The following is a 16,054-nucleotide window of genomic DNA, read 5'->3' on the forward strand; positions in this document are numbered from 1 at the left end:
CCAGATTTCCGGTGACGTTGTCGAACTATTCGAAACCTTTGATTCGATTCGGTAATATCTCATCCGGCCGCGACGGATACCCGACTTATGCCCCGATCACGAGATTCTGTGGCGAAAACAACGCCCTGACGGGCATTTCGCCCTACCATGAGGGGACATTCGCCCTTCGATAATCGACGACCGCCTCATGCCCCTACTGTTCGACACCCCTTGGCTGACCCTACTGGCTGGCGCCGCCCTGATCGGACTGGCCTTCGGCGCCATCGCCGCGGCCACCCGCTACTGCAACATGGGCGCGGTGTCCGACTGGGTGCTGACCGGCGATCCGGGCCGGATGCGCGCCTGGCTGTTGTCGATCGCGGTGGCCATCCTCGGGGTCGCGCTGCTCGAGACCGGCGGGGTATTCGATCTCGACCAGACGCGGGTGAACTACCGTGCCGCCGACTTCCCATGGCTGCGCTACCTGCTCGGCGGCCTGCTGTTCGGCGTGGGCATGGTGCTCGCCGGCGGCTGCACCACCAAGACGCTGGTCAACATCGGCCAGGGGGACATGAAATCGCTGTGGGCCTACGCCGTGGTGGGCGTGACCGCCGCCGGGCTGCTCTACTGGCCCGAGGCGCGCTGGTTCGTCGACCAGACGCTGGCCTGGCCGCACTTCAGTTTCGAGGCCATCTCGATCGGCCACCAGGATCTGGGCGCCCTGCTCGCGGGCATCACTCCGGGCGGGTCATTGGAACACTGGCGACTGGCCATCGCGCTGGTCGTCACGGTCGGGCTGCTCGCCTGGCTGTGGCGGATGGATCATGGACAACGCATGCGTCGTGCGGACGTGATTGGCGGGCTGGGCATCGGCCTGGTGATCACCGCCGGCTGGCTCTGGACCGGCTCGCCCATGGGGCAGGTCCTGATGAGCGAGGCGGCCCTTGCATTCGACCCGCCCAAGGGTACCGGCACCCAGTCGCTGAGTTTCGTTGCGCCGGCCGCCGAGGTGCTCCGCCTGGCCGAATCGCCGGCGCTAGGTCTCGTGACCTTCGGCATCGTCGCCATGCTCGGGGTCATCGTCGGCGCCGGCATGTGGGCCGTGGTGCGCGGCCATTTCCGACTGCAGGGATTCCGTGCCTGGTCGCAGTTCGGCACCTACTCGATCGGCGGGCTCTTGATGGGTACCGGCGGGATCATCGCGATGGGCTGTTCGGTGGGCCAGGGCCTGTCCGGCGCCTCGACCCTGGCACTGGGGAGCCTGATCGCCCTGGGCGGCATCGTGCTGGGCGCGTTCGTGACGCTCAAGATCATGCTTTACCGCGCGCTCTACCCCGAAAGCCGCCGGCGCTCGCTGACCTGCGCGTTGCTGGCCGACCTGCGCCTGATCCCGCGCCGCTGTCACCCCTTCCGAGACGAAGACCCGACCGGCGAGCGACCGAGCGGCTGCTCGCGGTAAGACGGGCACTCGCGTTCAGCGCTGCCCGACAGCCCTCGACCGATTCGGTCGAATCGATTCGGCCGGGGGCTCAGTCGTCGCCCGACTCGATCCGCAACAACGGTGCCCGCCCGTCGACCAGCACCTGCTCGGCCAGCGCGGCCGGGTAGTCGAGCGACACCCGGGTACCGGCCTCGAGTACACGCGACTCGCTCCAGTCGGCCTGTCCGCCGTCCTCGTAGCGGGCCAGCCGGTAGACGAATGCGTCGTCCTCGTTGTTCACCAGCGTCAGCCGGGTGGTGATCCGCGGGTTGTCATCCAACCCGGTCTGGCCACGCACCCGCTCGATGTTGCCCTGCACGTAGTCCGGCAAGCCGACCGAGAGCGTCTGCTCGTGCAACTTGACGTTCACGTGCGACAGCCCGCCCAGCGCCTCGCCGGGCATGGCATCGAAGACGAACATGTTGCGAAATGTGGTCTCGGCGCCTGAGTCGGTCACGCGGCAGGCGCGGTAACGGGTGTCCGGAAACACGCCGGAGAGCACCCAGGTGGTCCAGCCCGCGCTCCCGTCGCGCACGTTGCTCCGGGGGCCGCGATCGCAGTCGTCCGTGCCGACCCGGCTGGTGGCGAACAGCCCGCGGGTTTCCCGATCCCTGATGTCGCTGACCCGGAGTTCGGCCTCCACCTCGGCCTGGCAGCCGGTCAGGAGTGCGGACAGGCCGATGCCGGCCAGCAACAAGGGCATCAGGACGATACGACGGGGCATGGCAACCTCACGGTCTCGCGCAACGACCAGTCGTCCTCGGATTGACAGACGCCCGGCCGATCAGGGTGTTGACGGGGAAGCGGAGTCTAGCACCCGTCCCGCGCGCCCGGCGGGGCTTGGCATTCATTCGTGCAGGGTTTCCTCGGGAAACTCTGCACGATTCGATGACGTCTCTGCGGGACCTCCAAGGGTCCAGATGCAAGGCACAGTCCGCCGTGAAGGGCCGTCGCCCTTTACAAGGGCTGCAACGCCGCAGATGGGCCCTTGGAGGCCCGCCCGGACGGGGCTCGCGGGTTTGCCCGCACTCGTCGTTGCCGTCCCTCGACGGGCAATAAGCCCGCCTTCGGTCCGGCGTCTCGATTGCGAACAAACCCGCGAGCCAGAGATGCCATCGAATCGTGCAGAGTTTCCCTAGCTATCATGACCCCATGAACCTTCACCTGATACTCACCTTCCTGGGCGGCGTGGGCCTGTTTCTGCTGGGCATGCGCCTGATGACCGACGGCCTCAAGGTCGCCGCCGGCGATGCCCTGCGCGAGATACTCGCCCGCGGCACGGCCACCACCCCACGCGGCATCGTCTCCGGCATCGGCATCACGGCGGTGGTGCAATCCTCGTCGGCCGTGATCTTCGCCACGGTCGGCTTCGTCAATGCCGGTCTGCTGACGCTGTTCCAGGCGATCGGCGTGATCATCGGCAGCAACATCGGCACCACGGCCACCTCGTGGCTGGTCGCGCTGGTCGGCTTCAAGGTCGATCTGCAGGCCCTCGCCCTGCCGGCGGTGGCCATCGGCATGCTGCTGCGAGTCACCGGCCAGGGCAAGCGACGCGCCTACCTGGGGGATGCCCTGACCGGCTTCGGCATCTTCTTCCTGGGGCTGGACGTGCTCAAGACCGCGTTCGGCGATTTCGGTCAGGGCTTCGACCTCGCCGACCACACGGGCAACGGCATACTGAGCCTGCTGATGTTCGTCGCCATCGGCGTGGTCATGACCGTGGTGATGAACTCGTCGAGTGCCTCGCTCGCGATCACGCTCACGGCGGCCGGCACCGGCCTGATCCCGTTGACCGCGGCGGCCGCCATGGTGATCGGTGCGAACGTCGGCACCACCTCGACGGCCCTGTTCGCGGTCATCGGCGCGACCTCTTCGGCCAAGCGCGCCGCGGTGGCCCACGTGCTGTTCAACGTGGTGGTCGGCATCGTCGCCTTTGTCTCATTGCCCGCCCTGCTCTGGCTGGTGGCGCAGACCGCGCAACTGATGCGCCTGGAGCCGGGCCCGGCCACCTCGCTCGCGATCTTCCACACCACCACCAAGCTGCTGGGCATGGCGATATTCTGGCCACTGACACCACGGCTGGTGTCGTTCCTCGAGACGCGGTTTCGCAGCGCCGAGGAAGACGAGGGTCAGCCACGGCATCTCGACCGCCACATCGCCAGCACCCCGGACCTCGCGCTCGATGCGCTGAACATGGAATTGAAGCGCATCGGCGAGATCGCCCGGCGTGGCGCGCGTGACGTGGTGAGCATGGAGGGCTCGGCGGCCATCGATCGGCTGCACCGTGACCGCGCCATCGTTGACCGGCTGATCCTCGCCTGCGTGGAATTTTCCAACCGGGCCCAGTACGGCGAGATCCCCGCCTCGATCGCCGAGGGCTTCCCGCTGGCCATGCGCATCAGCCGCTACTACGGCGACATCGCCGAACACGTCGAGGAGATCGCCAAGCTCGAGGCCACCCTGACCGCGCCCACCGACCCGGCAATCGCCGAGGCACTCACCGAGTTCCGCCGCGAGACGGCGCACTTCCTCGCCCTGGCCGACCCGGACGCCGAGGGCTTCGAGATGAAGCCGATCAAGCGCGCGATCAAGGACTTCGCTGACGACTACCAGGCGCTCAAGGCGCTGTTGTTGCGCGCCGGCGCCGACGACCGCCTGCCCGTGCGCCAGATGGTCGCCCGGCTCGACGAGTTGAGCCACGTCCGGCGCATCGTCGACCAGTCCTACAAGGCGGCGAAGTACACCCGCCGTCTGCGCAAGCAGCTTTACCAGCACCGTGACGAGGGTGCGCGCCCCGAGGACACCGACACCTACCGGGACGACGCCGTCATGGAGATGACCAACGCCGCCACCCCGACGACGGCAGAGCCCGCCGAGTTAGCGGATACGATGGGACAGTCAGGCTCGGGCGACCGGGACGAGGAATCCGACAGGCCACGGTAAGGCGAAAAACGGCAGCCGGCTCACTGCCGCTGCCTCCGGGGGACGCCTTGGCCGCACAATCTGACGCCCATGGCATGAGGCCTATACCCGGGAGCAACAAAAAGGCCACCGACCCAGTGGATCGGTGGCCCTTGTCGAACATGCTCGCCGGCGTTGCCGGCGGCAGCCTAGCGGTCAGCCGAGGTCGCAGCGCCCGGCATTCATCACCTTGTTCCAGGCCGCGACGAAGTCGTGCACGAACCGCCCGCCGGCGTCGTCCTGGGCATAGGCCTCGGCGATCGCCCGCAGTTGCGAGTTCGAACCGAACACCAGGTCGACGCGCGTGCCGGTCCACTTGAGTTCGCCGGTCTTGCGGTCGCGCCCCTCGTAGATGTCCTCGTCCGCCTCGGTGGGCTTCCAGACCGTGTCCATGTCGGTCAGATTGACGAAGAAATCGTTGGTCAGGGTGCCCGGCTCGTCGGTGAACACGCCGTGCTTGCTCTCCCCGTGGTTCGCGCCCAGCACCCGCATGCCGCCGACCAGGGCGGTCATTTCCGGTGCCGACAGGCCCAACAGCTGGGCGCGGTCGATCAGCATTTCCTCGTCGGAGACGGTGAACTTGGCGCGACGGTAGTTGCGGAACCCGTCGGCCTCGGGCTTCATCGGATCGAAGGAATCGGCATCGGTCTGCTCGTCGGTCGCGTCGGTCCGACCCGGCGCGAACGGCACCTCGACCGGGTAACCGGCATCCCAGGAGGCCAGCTCGATGGCCGCCGCGCCGCCCAGCACGATCAGGTCGGCCAGCGACACGCGCTTGCCGCCGTACTGCGCGTCGTTGAATTCCTTCTGGATGCCCTCGAGGGTCTTGAGCACGCGGGCGAGCTGCTCGGGCTCGTTGACCTCCCAGTCCTTCTGCGGCGCCAGGCGGATTCGAGCGCCATTGGCCCCGCCGCGCTTGTCCGAGCCGCGGAAGGTGCAGGCCGACGACCAGGCGGTGTAGACCAGCTCGCGCACGCCCAGCCCGGCATCCAGGATGGCCGCCTTGAGGTCCTCGGCGTCCTGCTCGTCGATCAGCACGTGATCGACCGGCGGCACCGGGTCCTGCCAGATCAGGTCCTCGTCCGGCACGTCCGGGCCGAGGTAGCAGTCCTTCGGGCCCATGTCGCGGTGAGTGAGCTTGAACCAGGCCCGGGCAAAGGCATCGGCGAACTCCTCCGGGTTCTCGTGGAAGTGCTTGGCGATCTTGTGGTACTCGGGGTCCTCGCGCATCGCCATGTCGGCGGTGCTCATCATGATGCCGACCCGCCGGTTCGGGTCCTCGGCATCCGGGGCGTGATCCTTCTCGGCCAGGTTCTTGGGCGTCCACTGCCAGGCGCCGGCCGGGCTCTTGGTCAGCTCCCAGTCGTAGCCGAACAGCACGTCCAGGTAGGTCATGTCCCATTGGGTCGGGGTCGGCGTCCAGGACCCTTCCAGCCCGCTGGTGATGGTGTCGCGGCCCTTGCCGCTGCCATAGCGGCTCTTCCAGCCGAAGCCCATCTCCTCGATCGGCGCGGCCTCGGGCTCCGGGCCGACGAGCGCGGCATCACCGGCGCCGTGGACCTTGCCGAAGGTGTGGCCGCCGGCGGTCAGGGCGACGGTCTCGTAGTCGTTCATCGCCATGCGCTCGAAGGTCTCGCGGATGTCCCGCGCCGAGGCGAGCGGGTCGGGCTCGCCGTCCGGGCCTTCCGGGTTGACGTAGATCAGGCCCATCTGCACGGCGGCGAGCGGATTTTCCAGCTCACGGTCACCGGAGTACCGGCTGTGCGGCGCGTCGCTGGTCGCGAGCCACTCCTCCTCGGCGCCCCAGTAGATGTCCTCTTCCGGTGCCCAGATGTCCACGCGACCGCCGCCGAAGCCGAAGGTCTTGAGGCCCATGGACTCGAGCGCCATGTTGCCGGCGAGGATGTAGAGGTCCGCCCAGGAGAGCTTGTTGCCGTATTTCTGCTTGATCGGCCACAGCAGGCGGCGGGCCTTGTCGAGGTTGGCGTTGTCCGGCCAGCTGTTGATCGGCGCGAAGCGCTGGTTGCCGGTGGAGGCGCCGCCGCGCCCGTCGGCGGTGCGGTAGGTGCCCGCCGAGTGCCAGGCCATGCGGATCAGGAACGGGCCGTAGTGACCGTAATCGGCCGGCCACCATTCCTTCGAGTCGGTCATCAGGTCGACGAGATCCTTCTTGACCGCCTCGAGGTCGAGTTTCTTGAATTCCTCGGCGTAGTCGAAATCCTCGCCCAGCGGATTGGACACGCCCGTGTGCTGGTGCAGGATGCCGAGGTTGAGCTGGTTAGGCCACCAATCCTTGGCACCACCACCGCCGCCGCCCATCTTGGTGCGGCTGCCATGCATGACCGGACACTTGCCTGCGTTCGCGTTCTCGCCCATTTCCTACTCCTCGTGGTCTTGGCAGAGGTCCGCCTTGCACGGCCGACTCTCCGGGTTCGCTGATGCGAAACGCCCGACGGGTGTCCGCCGGGAAAACGACAGCGGCACCGGAACCCCAGGGATCCATGCGCCACCGAATCAGTGATCGAACTTAGGCCTCCCGTCCACCGCCTGCAAATTGATTTTTCCTTGGCGTTCAATAGTTACGGCCTATCGCCACCACCGCGGCACCACGCCGCCCGAAAAAGGAAGGTCGTGGCCCCCGAGCCCGATTACCTGGCAAGCGTGTAGCATTCCGATCAAGCCCCGCCAGGTAACGCTCAGGTGAGGGGTCCGAATCCATACCGAGGCCCGACATGCACCCACCTCAGCCGCCCCGCCACCGCCGCTACCGTCCCGGCAAGCGCAGCCTGATTGCCCTGCTCTCGATCGGGCTGATCGCCTGGCTGGCCATGGGCGCCTGGCATGTCTACAAGCCCATGCCCGGCGGGCTGGACGTGGCCACGCCGTGGGTCCCCGCCGAGGAGGTGCGCTTTCTCGCCGACACGACCTACACGGCGCCCGACGGGACGCGCGTCAGCGACCAGCGGATATTCGATGCGATCCGGGAAATGATCGTCGGGTCGCAACGGCTGCTCGTCCTCGACATGTTCCTGTTCAACGATTTCGCCGGCGAGACCGGTGACGGTCATCGCCCGCTGTCGACCGAGCTGACCCAGGCGCTGATCGACCAGCGAGGCCGACAGCCCGATCTCAAGGCCGTGCTGATCACCGACCCGGTCAATACCGCGTACGGCGGTGTGGCCGCTGACCACCTCGGCAAACTGCGAGATGAGGGGGTTCGGGTCATCACTACCGACCTCGACCGTCTGCGCGATCCGAACCCCTTGTGGTCCGGGTTGTGGCGGCTGTGCTGCCGATGGCTGGAGAGCGAACCCGGCGCCGGATGGCTGCCCAACCCCCTGGCCGAGGACCGTGGCGCCACGCTCGCCGCGTGGATGCGGCTGCTCAATTTCAAGGCCAACCACCGCAAGACCGTGATCGCCGATCGGGGGGAGCAATGGATCGGGCTGGTGACCTCGGCCAACCCGCATGACGCGAGCAGCCGGCATGGCAACGTCGCCCTGCGGTTTGCCGGCCCGGCCGCCCTGGACCTGCTAGCGACCGAGCAGGCCGCCGCCGAGCTGTCCGGCGCCGAGCGCGCCTTCGCCCTCCCCTCGCCCCCGCGGGGCGACCCCCTCGACTCGAAGGAAGGACGGTTACGGGTACTGACCGAGGCACGTATCCGCGAGGCCGCCGTCGCAATGATCCAGGCGGCGGAGGACGGCGAGCGACTGGACCTGGCGATGTTCTACCTCTCGCACCGGGAGGTGATCGATGCCCTCAAGCAGGCAGCCGCACGCGGGGTGGCGCTGCGCGTGCTGCTCGACGCCAACCACGATGCCTTCGGCCGGGAAAAGAGCGGCATCCCCAACCGGCCGGTCGGAATGGAGTTGCACCGAGCGGGCGTCCCGGTGCGCTGGTGCGATACGCGCGGCGAGCAGTGTCACAGCAAGATGCTGCTCCATCGCCAGGCCGATGGCTCCGGTCGGCTGCTGCTCGGGTCGGCGAATTTCACCCGCCGCAACCTCGACAACTTCAACATGGAGACCAACGTCGAATGGCAGGCCCCGCCCGATCACCCGGCGCTCCGCGAGGCCATGGCCTTTTTCGATACGCGCTGGTGCAACACCAACGGCGAGCACCACAGCCTGCCCTTTGCCGAGTACGCCGACGACTCGTGGTGGCGTTACTGGCGCTACCGACTGATGGAGGCGACCGGCCTGTCGACGTTCTGACCGGGCCTCACAGGCCGAAGGGATACGTATCCGCCGCACCCTCGAGCGCTCGGCTGTCCAGCGGCGTCACGGCCCGACTGCGGTCCACCCAGACGTACTCGTCGAACTGGCGCGGCAGCTCGGCGTGAAAGTAGTGACTGGCGCGTTCGGTTTCCGGACGATAGATCACCCCGACCGCCCGTTCCAGGCGTGACTCGGCCAAGCCCTGGCGTACCTGGGGGTCGCCGCCCCGGCCCAGCGGCAACAGGAAACCGGCCCGACCGGTCTCGTGGCAGAGACGCTCGTAGCTGTCTGGCAACGCCGGGCGCAACGTCTTGATCTCCATCGGTTCGTCCCAGTTCGAGGCCGCCGCCACCGTGCCGGTGTCCGTGCCGAAACCGATCGAGTAGACGGCCTCGCCGAATCGGGCCCGACACAACTGGCCGATATTGAATTCGCCGCGCCGCGACATGTCGGTAGCCCGTGCATCGCCCACGTGCGAGTTGTGCGCCCAGACCACGCCACGGCTGTCCTCGCCGTGATGAGCCAGCAACGCCTCGAGGGTCTCGAACATGTGGCCATCGCGAAGGTTCCAGGCACTACGCGAGCCGTAGAACATCGAGCGGTAGTACTCCTCGGCGTTGGCGATCAGGCGGGCATTCTGCACCGCGTCGAGGAACCGGTCGCCGTCCTGCTCGGCGTACCGACGGTGACGTTGCTGCAGATCGCGCAGCATCGCCACCACCGGTCGCTCGCAGCCGGCATAGCCTGGGCTCAGCGACATCCGGGCATAGTCGGCCGGGTCGGGTTCGAAGGGCGTCAGGCAGCCGTAGCGCTGCCGGGCAACGGCGGCGGCCTCCGGGTCGACGTCGTCGAGGTAGTCGAGCACGGCCGCGATCGAGTTGTAGAGGCTGTAGAGGTCCAGGCCGTGAAAGGCGACACGATCGGCGGGCGCCCGATCGGCATTGTGCTCGCGCAACCAGTCGACGAACCCGCGCACCTCCGCGTTGCGCCACATCCAGGTGGGAAACCGGGCAAAAGCGGTCCATTCGGATGGCGGGTACTCGGCGTGTCGCACGTAGTGATCGATGCGGGCGGCATCGGGCCAGTCGCCCTCGATGGCGACGAAATCGAACCCCTTCGCCTCGATCAGCGCCCGGGTAATCCGTTGGCGGGCGCGGTAGAACTCCGAGGTGCCGTGGGAGGCCTCGCCGATCAGCACCAGACGCGAGTCGCCGATGCGCTCCAGCAGGCCGTCCAGCGGCAGGTCGTCGACCGCATCGAACCCTTCGGCCACCGCCGCCATGCGGCGACCGAGTGACTGATCGCGTGGCGACATCGTGCGCGGGCCGGCCCGCGGCGAACGGGCGCGAGCCTCGTCCCGGCCGGCCTCGCCCAACAGCGGGAGGAAGCTCACGTCGGCCAGATCCTCGGTGCGATACGCGTTCTCGCCCAGGCGCGTGATCCGCACCAGCTCCTGCGCCTCGTCGTCCTCACCCACCGGGATCACCAATCGGCCGCCAATCGCCAGCTGGCGCTTGAGTCGATCCGGGACACCGGGGCTCGCCGCGGCCACCATGATTGCATCGAAGGGCGCCGCCTCGGGCCAGCCCAGCGACCCGTCGCCCTCGCGCACCTCGACATTCCCAACCCCCTGGTCGCTCAACGCGCGACGCGCCTGGGTGGCGAGCTCCCCGATGCGCTCGATGCTGTACACCGCGGCGGCGATCCGCGCGACTACCGCCGCGGCGTAACCCGAGCCGGTACCGATGTCGAGCACGCGCTCACCCCCCTTGAGATCGAGCGCCTCGATCATCATCGCGACCACCCAGGGCTGGGTAATGGTCTGACCGGCGGCGATCGGCAGCGCGGTGTCCTCGTAGGCGAACTCGCGCAGGTCCTGCGGCACGAACGCCTCGCGTGGCACCTGCCGCATCGCCTCGAGCACCTGGGGTGATCGGACGCCTCGAGCTCGCACCTGGTGTTCAACCATCGTCTCGCGACGGAATTTCCAGTCTGAATCGGTCATGGCTCACCCCCGACGGGAACCGTCATGGAACACGAGGTCAGGTGAGCATAGTCAATGCACTATCGAACGACGCCCGCCGCCGTTTTTGCACCCCGGTTGTGCATGCATGGGCGTCTCTGCACCAGAGAGACGCATTCGTTGCCGGTCGACTGCCCCTTAATGCGGCATGTGGCCATGGAACGATTCCTGCCTATGGTGCAAGCAACCCTTCAGACCGGAGACTTCGATGGAAACGTTTCAGGACGGTGCGAACACCTTCTTTCTCTTGATCGGTGCGGCCATGGTGCTGGCCATGCACGCCGGCTTCGCCTTTCTCGAGGTGGGCACGGTGCGCGAGAAGAACCAGGTCAACGCCCTGGTCAAGATCATCGCCGATTTCGCCGTCGCGACGATCGCCTACTTCTTCATCGGCTACTCGATCGCCTACGGGATGGACTTCTACGCCGCGGCCGCCGAGCTCAATGTCGGCAACGGCTACGAGCTGGTGAAGTTCTTCTTCCTGTTGACCTTCGCCGCCGCCATCCCGGCCATCGTCTCCGGCGGCATCGCCGAGCGGGCCAAGTTCTACCCGGTGCTCGCGGCGACCTTCCTGATCGTGGCGTTCATCTACCCGGTCTACGAGGGCATGGTCTGGAACGGCCGGTTCGGCCTGCAGGGCTGGCTGGAATCCACCTTCGGGGCCGGCTTCCACGACTTCGCCGGCTCCATGGTGGTGCATGGCATGGGCGGCTGGATCGCCCTGGCCGCGGTCTTGCTGCTGGGGGCGCGTCGCGGGCGCTACGGCAAGCACGGCATGGCCGCCCACCCGCCGTCGAGCATCCCGTTTCTCGCCCTGGGTGCCTGGATCCTGACCGTGGGCTGGTTCGGGTTCAACGTCATGTCGGCCCAGTCGGTCGAGGCGGTCTCGGGGTTGGTCGCGCTCAACTCGCTGATGGCGATGGTCGGCGGCGTGCTCGCCGCCCTGTTCGTCGGTCGCAATGACCCGGGCTTCGTCCACAACGGTCCGCTGGCCGGGCTGGTGGCCATCTGCGCTGGCTCGGACATCGTCCACCCGCTGGGCGCACTCGCGATCGGCGCGATTGCCGGTGCCCTGTTCGTCGCGACGTTCATCCTCACCCAGAACCGCTGGAAGATCGACGACGTGCTGGGCGTGTGGCCACTGCACGGGCTGTGCGGCGCCTGGGGCGCGATTGCCGCCGGCATCTTCGGGCTGGAGGCGCTTGGCGGCATGGGCGGCGTGAGCCTGGTTTCGCAGCTGATCGGCACCACGGTGGGCGTTTCCATCGCGCTGGCCGGCGGCTTTCTCGTCTACTGGCTGCTCAAGCGCAGCGTCGGCATCCGCCTGACCGAAGAACAGGAGTTCGAGGGCGCGGACCTGTCGATCCATCGCATCAGCGCCACCCCGCCCAACGGAAGCTGATTCGACACCCGGTCCGGCACGGACCCAACGCCAATGCAGGCCGCCCGGGCATCCGGGCGTCGATCGAAGGCCCGGTGACGCCAGCGCGTTACCGGGCCTTTTGCTGGTACATGGCCTCGTCGGCGGCCTGCAGCAAGGCCTCCGGCGTCGTGCCGTCGGTCGGGTAGACCGCCGAACCAATACTGACCGTAACCCGCACGGTCAGCCCGTCGAGCGTGATCGACCGCTCGACCACCTCGCCGAGCTTTTCGGCGACGGTGCGTACGTCCTCGGCATCGGCCGGACGCACAACCAGCACCGCGAATTCGTCGCCACCGAGACGCGCCACGCTGTCGGTCTCGCGTGTCGCCTCCTGCAGCCGACGCACCAGGGTGACCAGCACCTGGTCCCCCACGTCGTGGCCATGGGTGTCGTTGATCGGCTTGAAGTCGTCCAGGTCGAGGTAGAGCACCGCGACCAGGTCGCCGTGGCGCTCGGCCTCGGCGATCGCGCGAGTCAGGCGCTCGTGGAACAGCACCCGGTTGGCCGCGCCTGTGAGCGGATCGTGATGGGCCCGGTACCACATGCGCCGCTCGCGATCGTGGATGTCGCTGATGTCGCTGAACAGCCCGACCAGCCGGCGTTCCCCCCAGTCGAGGGTCAGTGCCGTCAGCGAGAGCAACACCGGCGTGCGCTCGCCCCGTTTCCGATCGAGCAGCATCAGTTCGCCTTCCCAGGAGCCCTGTTCCCGCGCCTCGCGCCAGGCGGCGGGAAGGTCGACGGCATCGTCGCGAGCGGTACTGGCAAAGATCGTCTGCACGTGCAGGGACGTGGACTGCGTCTCGTCCACGCCGACCAGTCGCCGGAACGAGGCGTTGCAACGTTGCACGAGCCCCTCGGTGTCGCAGACGAAGATCGCCTCGTGCGCCGACTCGATGATCGCCTCGGATTCCAGTCGGCTTTCCGCCAGCGCACGCTGCTCACTGACGTCCTGAACGGTGCCGATCATGCGCTCGCGGCGATCTGCGCCGGTCTCCACCACGCCGCGCTCCAGCACGTGGCGCACCTGCCCGTCCGGGCGCAGGATGCGATGCTCGATCACGTAGGGAGCGCCGGTGGCGAACGAGTGTTCGGCGGCCTCGGCCACCCGGTCGCGGTCGGCCGGGTGCACCAACGCCATGAACGACTCGTGGGTGGGTCGGAAGGATCCCGGAGAGACCCCGAAGATGTCGTACACCTGGTCCGACCAACGGATCTCGCCATTCGGGCCGTCCGATTCCCAGCTGCCCAAACGGGCGATCCACTGCGCCTGCTGGAGACGTTGGTGTTCCTCGTGCAGATCGGCAAGCAGTTGCGCCCGCGCGCGGTTGCCGAGGTAATCCCGCCGATCGAGCACCAGCAGGGTTGCGATGACCAGCAGCAACAAGCCCAGGGCGATCGCGATCTTGAGCCACATCCAGCCCCACGAGACCGCCGCCTCGGGCGCCCGCTGAAAACGCATGATCCAGGCCGCCGAGTCGCCGAGCGTGTTCTCGACCGGCAGGAATGAGATCACCACCGGGCTGGGGGCAAGCGTGACCAGCGAGAACGCCCGCCCCTCGGGAAGCTTCTCCGCGGCTCGATCGGCCACGGCGGCTTCCAGCGCGTCCACCTCGGATTCGCTCCAGTTGCCCGCCGGCGGCAACAGGGCCGGGTTGCTGAAGGGATCGGCCTCCTTGTCACGCAGGTAGTCCGGATGCAGCGGGGTGCCCGCGTAGTAGCGTTCGCGCGGCTCGCTCCAGACCGTCGAGTCGACCAGCGACTGCGGCAGGATCAGCCGATACAGGCTGGCATCGAGATCGACGTGGTGGAGCAGGAAGGTGCGAAACGAGAACGAGGCCTCGACCGAGCCCACGAACTCGCCTTCGTGCAGCAACGGGTAGATGTGACGAAAGCCGTTGTAGACCCGACCTTCCTCGAAGCCGAACACGGGGCGTCGGGTCTCGTTGACCAATCGCAGGCCGGCACGCACGTCCCAGAGATCGTCGCCGAACGCGTCCGGGCGATGAAAGCGCAGGAAACTCACCGCGCCGGGCAGGTGGTAGTGCAGCTGGCGAAACCCGTTCTCGCGCATCCGCTTGTAGACCGGCTCCAGCCGGGCATGGAGTTGCTCGCGCAGGCGTGCGCGCTCGGCCGGGTCCTCCGTGCTCGCCGCCCGGTGCATGAGCTCGAGTACCACCGGTGTACGCAGGTGATCGGTGACCACCTCGTCTGCCAGCGTGCGCTGGTAGCTCTTGAGGAGGTCGTACTCCATCGCCAGGTGATTCAAGGTCTCCTTGGCCAGCGAGCGCTTGAGGTCGCGATGCGAATCGACGAACGTCCACACCAGCACGGCAAACCCCACCAGCACGGTCAGGATGACCAGCGCATGGCGAAGGTAGAGGCGTCTGATGGGGGCGTGGTTCAGCGGCATCCGTCGTCCGTCGGTGGTCGCTTGCACCGGGACGACGTACCCGCCCCGGGAGCTGGTGCTGGGGCGAGCTTACAACTTGTGGCGCCCCCGGGCCTGAGCGTTCACCGGGGCGCGCCGTGGACCAAGGGTTCAATTACCCCCTATCGATCGCTTTGGGGGCGGCAGACCGGATCGATGGAATTACCCGCGCGGGATCGACGAGACCGAGTCGAGGACGTGAGACGCGCCTTCGCGGATTTCCTCGACGATCGCCTCGACCGATCGGACCTGTTCCCGGCCCAGGTCGGCCACCCGGCTGGCGTTTTCGATGCGCTGGACGATGTCGCCGGTGTAGTCGAGGTTGCCCCGGATGACCTCGGCGATCTCACCGGTCGCGGCACTGGTGCGCGCGGCCAGCTGGCGCACCTCGTCGGCCACCACGGCGAACCCCCGCCCCTGCTCGCCGGCACGGGCCGCCTCGATCGCGGCGTTCAGCGCCAGCAGGTTGGTCTGGTCGGCCACGGCGCTGATGGTAGCGACGATGGTCTCGATGTTCTTGGATTCGTCGTTGAGGTTGCCGATCACCGCCTTGGCCTCGGCAATCAGGTCGCGGATCTGCTCGGAGGTCTCGATCGACGTGCGCAGCGAGTCGGCACCGCGCGCGGCGATGTCGGCGGTCTGCTGGGCGGTCGAGTAGGCAACCGACGAGGCGTCCCGCGTCTGCTCGGCGGCCAGCACCGCCTCGGTCACGTCGGTGGCGAACTTGATCACTTTTTCCACGCGTCCGTCCTCATCGAAGATCGGGTTGTAGGTGGCCTCCAGCCAGACCTCCGCGCCGTTGGCGCGATAGCGGCGGAAACGGCCGGAGCGAAACGCCCCGTCGGCCAGCTCCGACCAGAAATCCGGGTGCTCGCGATAGAAGGCGTCGTCGCAGAACATCCGGTGGTGTTTGCCGCGCACCTGCTCGCGCGAGTACCCCACCGTGTCGAGGAAATTGCGATTGGCGTCGATGATCGTGCCGTCCGGGGTGAACGAGATCACCGCCATGGATCGATCCAGCGCCTTGAACATCGCCTCGTGTTCGCGCAGCTCTTCGGCCCGCTCGGTCACGTCCGAGGCGATCTTGACCACCCGCTCGACCCGGCCGTCCGCCGACTTGACCGGGAAATAGGTGGCCTCCAGCCAAAGGCGATCACCGCCTGCCGTCACCCGCGGGAAGGTCCCGGAGTGCGACTCCCCGCTGCGCAGGATCTCCCAGAACCGCTGGTAGGCGGTGGATGCGGCGTAATCGTCGTCGCAGAACAGGCGGTGGTGCGCCCCGATCACCTCGCCACGTGATCGCCCGACCGTCTCGAGAAAACGCGCGTTGACGTCCAGCACATGACCATCCGGGCTGAACTCGATGTAGGCGACCGAATCGCGCACCGCATCCAATACGGCGTTTCGTTGGCGCAGCTGGTCCTGGCACTCGGCCAGTTCGTGGTGCAGACGACGATTGAACATCTTCGATTCCTCCCGACCGGCTCGCACCCGACGGGTGCGTCGGCCGGCGTGTTTGTATCGGTATTGTATACCTCTTGTA

General features: G+C 67.4%; 9 protein-coding genes. 4 read left to right on the plus strand and 5 right to left on the minus strand.

The genetic code is table 11. The annotated features are described in order from the left end of the window. The first annotated feature begins 187 nt into the window (after window positions 1–187). Complete coding sequence (locus tag LV475_RS00450; RefSeq protein WP_136867541.1) at window positions 188–1,438, plus strand: YeeE/YedE family protein; 1,251 nt, start codon at window positions 188–190, stop codon at window positions 1,436–1,438. Between the two features lie 70 nt (window positions 1,439–1,508). Here LV475_RS00450 and LV475_RS00455 read toward each other — a convergent pair whose 3' ends face one another. Next, complete coding sequence (locus LV475_RS00455; RefSeq protein WP_136867542.1) at window positions 1,509–2,183, minus strand: hypothetical protein; 675 nt, start codon at window positions 2,181–2,183, stop codon at window positions 1,509–1,511. Window positions 2,184–2,611: 428 nt separating this feature from the next. On the opposite strand from LV475_RS00455, the gene LV475_RS00460 reads away from it, so the two are divergent. Beyond that, window positions 2,612–4,402 (plus strand): Na/Pi cotransporter family protein, encoded by a 1,791-nt coding sequence (locus LV475_RS00460; RefSeq protein WP_136867543.1) that lies wholly within the window; start codon window positions 2,612–2,614, stop codon window positions 4,400–4,402. A gap of 174 nt (window positions 4,403–4,576) precedes the next feature. On the opposite strand, the gene katG is transcribed toward LV475_RS00460, so the two are convergent. After that, a complete protein-coding gene (katG, locus tag LV475_RS00465; RefSeq protein WP_136867544.1) occupies window positions 4,577–6,796 on the minus strand; it encodes a catalase/peroxidase HPI in 2,220 nt (739 codons plus the stop codon). 356 nt (window positions 6,797–7,152) lie between these two features. Between katG and LV475_RS00470 the strand changes: the two genes are divergently transcribed. After that, window positions 7,153–8,634 (plus strand): phospholipase D family protein, encoded by a 1,482-nt coding sequence (locus tag LV475_RS00470; protein WP_136867545.1) that lies wholly within the window; start codon window positions 7,153–7,155, stop codon window positions 8,632–8,634. Between the two features lie 7 nt (window positions 8,635–8,641). Here LV475_RS00470 and LV475_RS00475 read toward each other — a convergent pair whose 3' ends face one another. Then, on the minus strand, window positions 8,642–10,642 hold the full coding sequence (locus LV475_RS00475) for a protein-L-isoaspartate(D-aspartate) O-methyltransferase (RefSeq protein ID WP_136867546.1): 2,001 nt from the start codon (window positions 10,640–10,642) through the stop codon (window positions 8,642–8,644). Window positions 10,643–10,868: 226 nt separating this feature from the next. Here LV475_RS00475 and LV475_RS00480 point away from each other — a divergent pair, with 226 nt between their 5' ends. Beyond that, window positions 10,869–12,062 (plus strand): ammonium transporter, encoded by a 1,194-nt coding sequence (locus LV475_RS00480; RefSeq protein ID WP_136867547.1) that lies wholly within the window; start codon window positions 10,869–10,871, stop codon window positions 12,060–12,062. 88 nt (window positions 12,063–12,150) lie between these two features. Here LV475_RS00480 and LV475_RS00485 read toward each other — a convergent pair whose 3' ends face one another. After that, window positions 12,151–14,493, minus strand: coding sequence for a diguanylate cyclase domain-containing protein (locus LV475_RS00485; protein ID WP_136867548.1), 2,343 nt, complete (start codon window positions 14,491–14,493; stop codon window positions 12,151–12,153). A 180-nt stretch (window positions 14,494–14,673) separates the two neighbouring features. Then, a complete protein-coding gene (locus LV475_RS00490; protein WP_136867549.1) occupies window positions 14,674–15,975 on the minus strand; it encodes a methyl-accepting chemotaxis protein in 1,302 nt (433 codons plus the stop codon). Window positions 15,976–16,054: the final 79 nt, after the last annotated feature.

Origin of the sequence: Guyparkeria hydrothermalis (assembly GCF_023555375.1) — a bacterium.
GTDB classification, from domain to species: Bacteria; Pseudomonadota; Gammaproteobacteria; order Halothiobacillales; family Halothiobacillaceae; genus Guyparkeria; species Guyparkeria hydrothermalis.

Excerpts from the sequence above, each read along its gene's own strand:
- LV475_RS00450 (WP_136867541.1), top strand. The coding sequence starts at position 188 with ATGCCCCTACTGTTCGACACCCCTTGGCTGACCCTACTGGCTGGCGCC.
- LV475_RS00455 (WP_136867542.1), bottom strand. The coding sequence starts at position 2,183 with ATGCCCCGTCGTATCGTCCTGATGCCCTTGTTGCTGGCCGGCATCGGC.
- LV475_RS00460 (WP_136867543.1), top strand. The coding sequence starts at position 2,612 with ATGAACCTTCACCTGATACTCACCTTCCTGGGCGGCGTGGGCCTGTTT.
- katG (WP_136867544.1), bottom strand. The coding sequence starts at position 6,796 with ATGGGCGAGAACGCGAACGCAGGCAAGTGTCCGGTCATGCATGGCAGC.
- LV475_RS00470 (WP_136867545.1), top strand. The coding sequence starts at position 7,153 with ATGCACCCACCTCAGCCGCCCCGCCACCGCCGCTACCGTCCCGGCAAG.
- LV475_RS00475 (WP_136867546.1), bottom strand. The coding sequence starts at position 10,642 with ATGACCGATTCAGACTGGAAATTCCGTCGCGAGACGATGGTTGAACAC.
- LV475_RS00480 (WP_136867547.1), top strand. The coding sequence starts at position 10,869 with ATGGAAACGTTTCAGGACGGTGCGAACACCTTCTTTCTCTTGATCGGT.
- LV475_RS00485 (WP_136867548.1), bottom strand. The coding sequence starts at position 14,493 with ATGCCGCTGAACCACGCCCCCATCAGACGCCTCTACCTTCGCCATGCG.
- LV475_RS00490 (WP_136867549.1), bottom strand. The coding sequence starts at position 15,975 with ATGTTCAATCGTCGTCTGCACCACGAACTGGCCGAGTGCCAGGACCAG.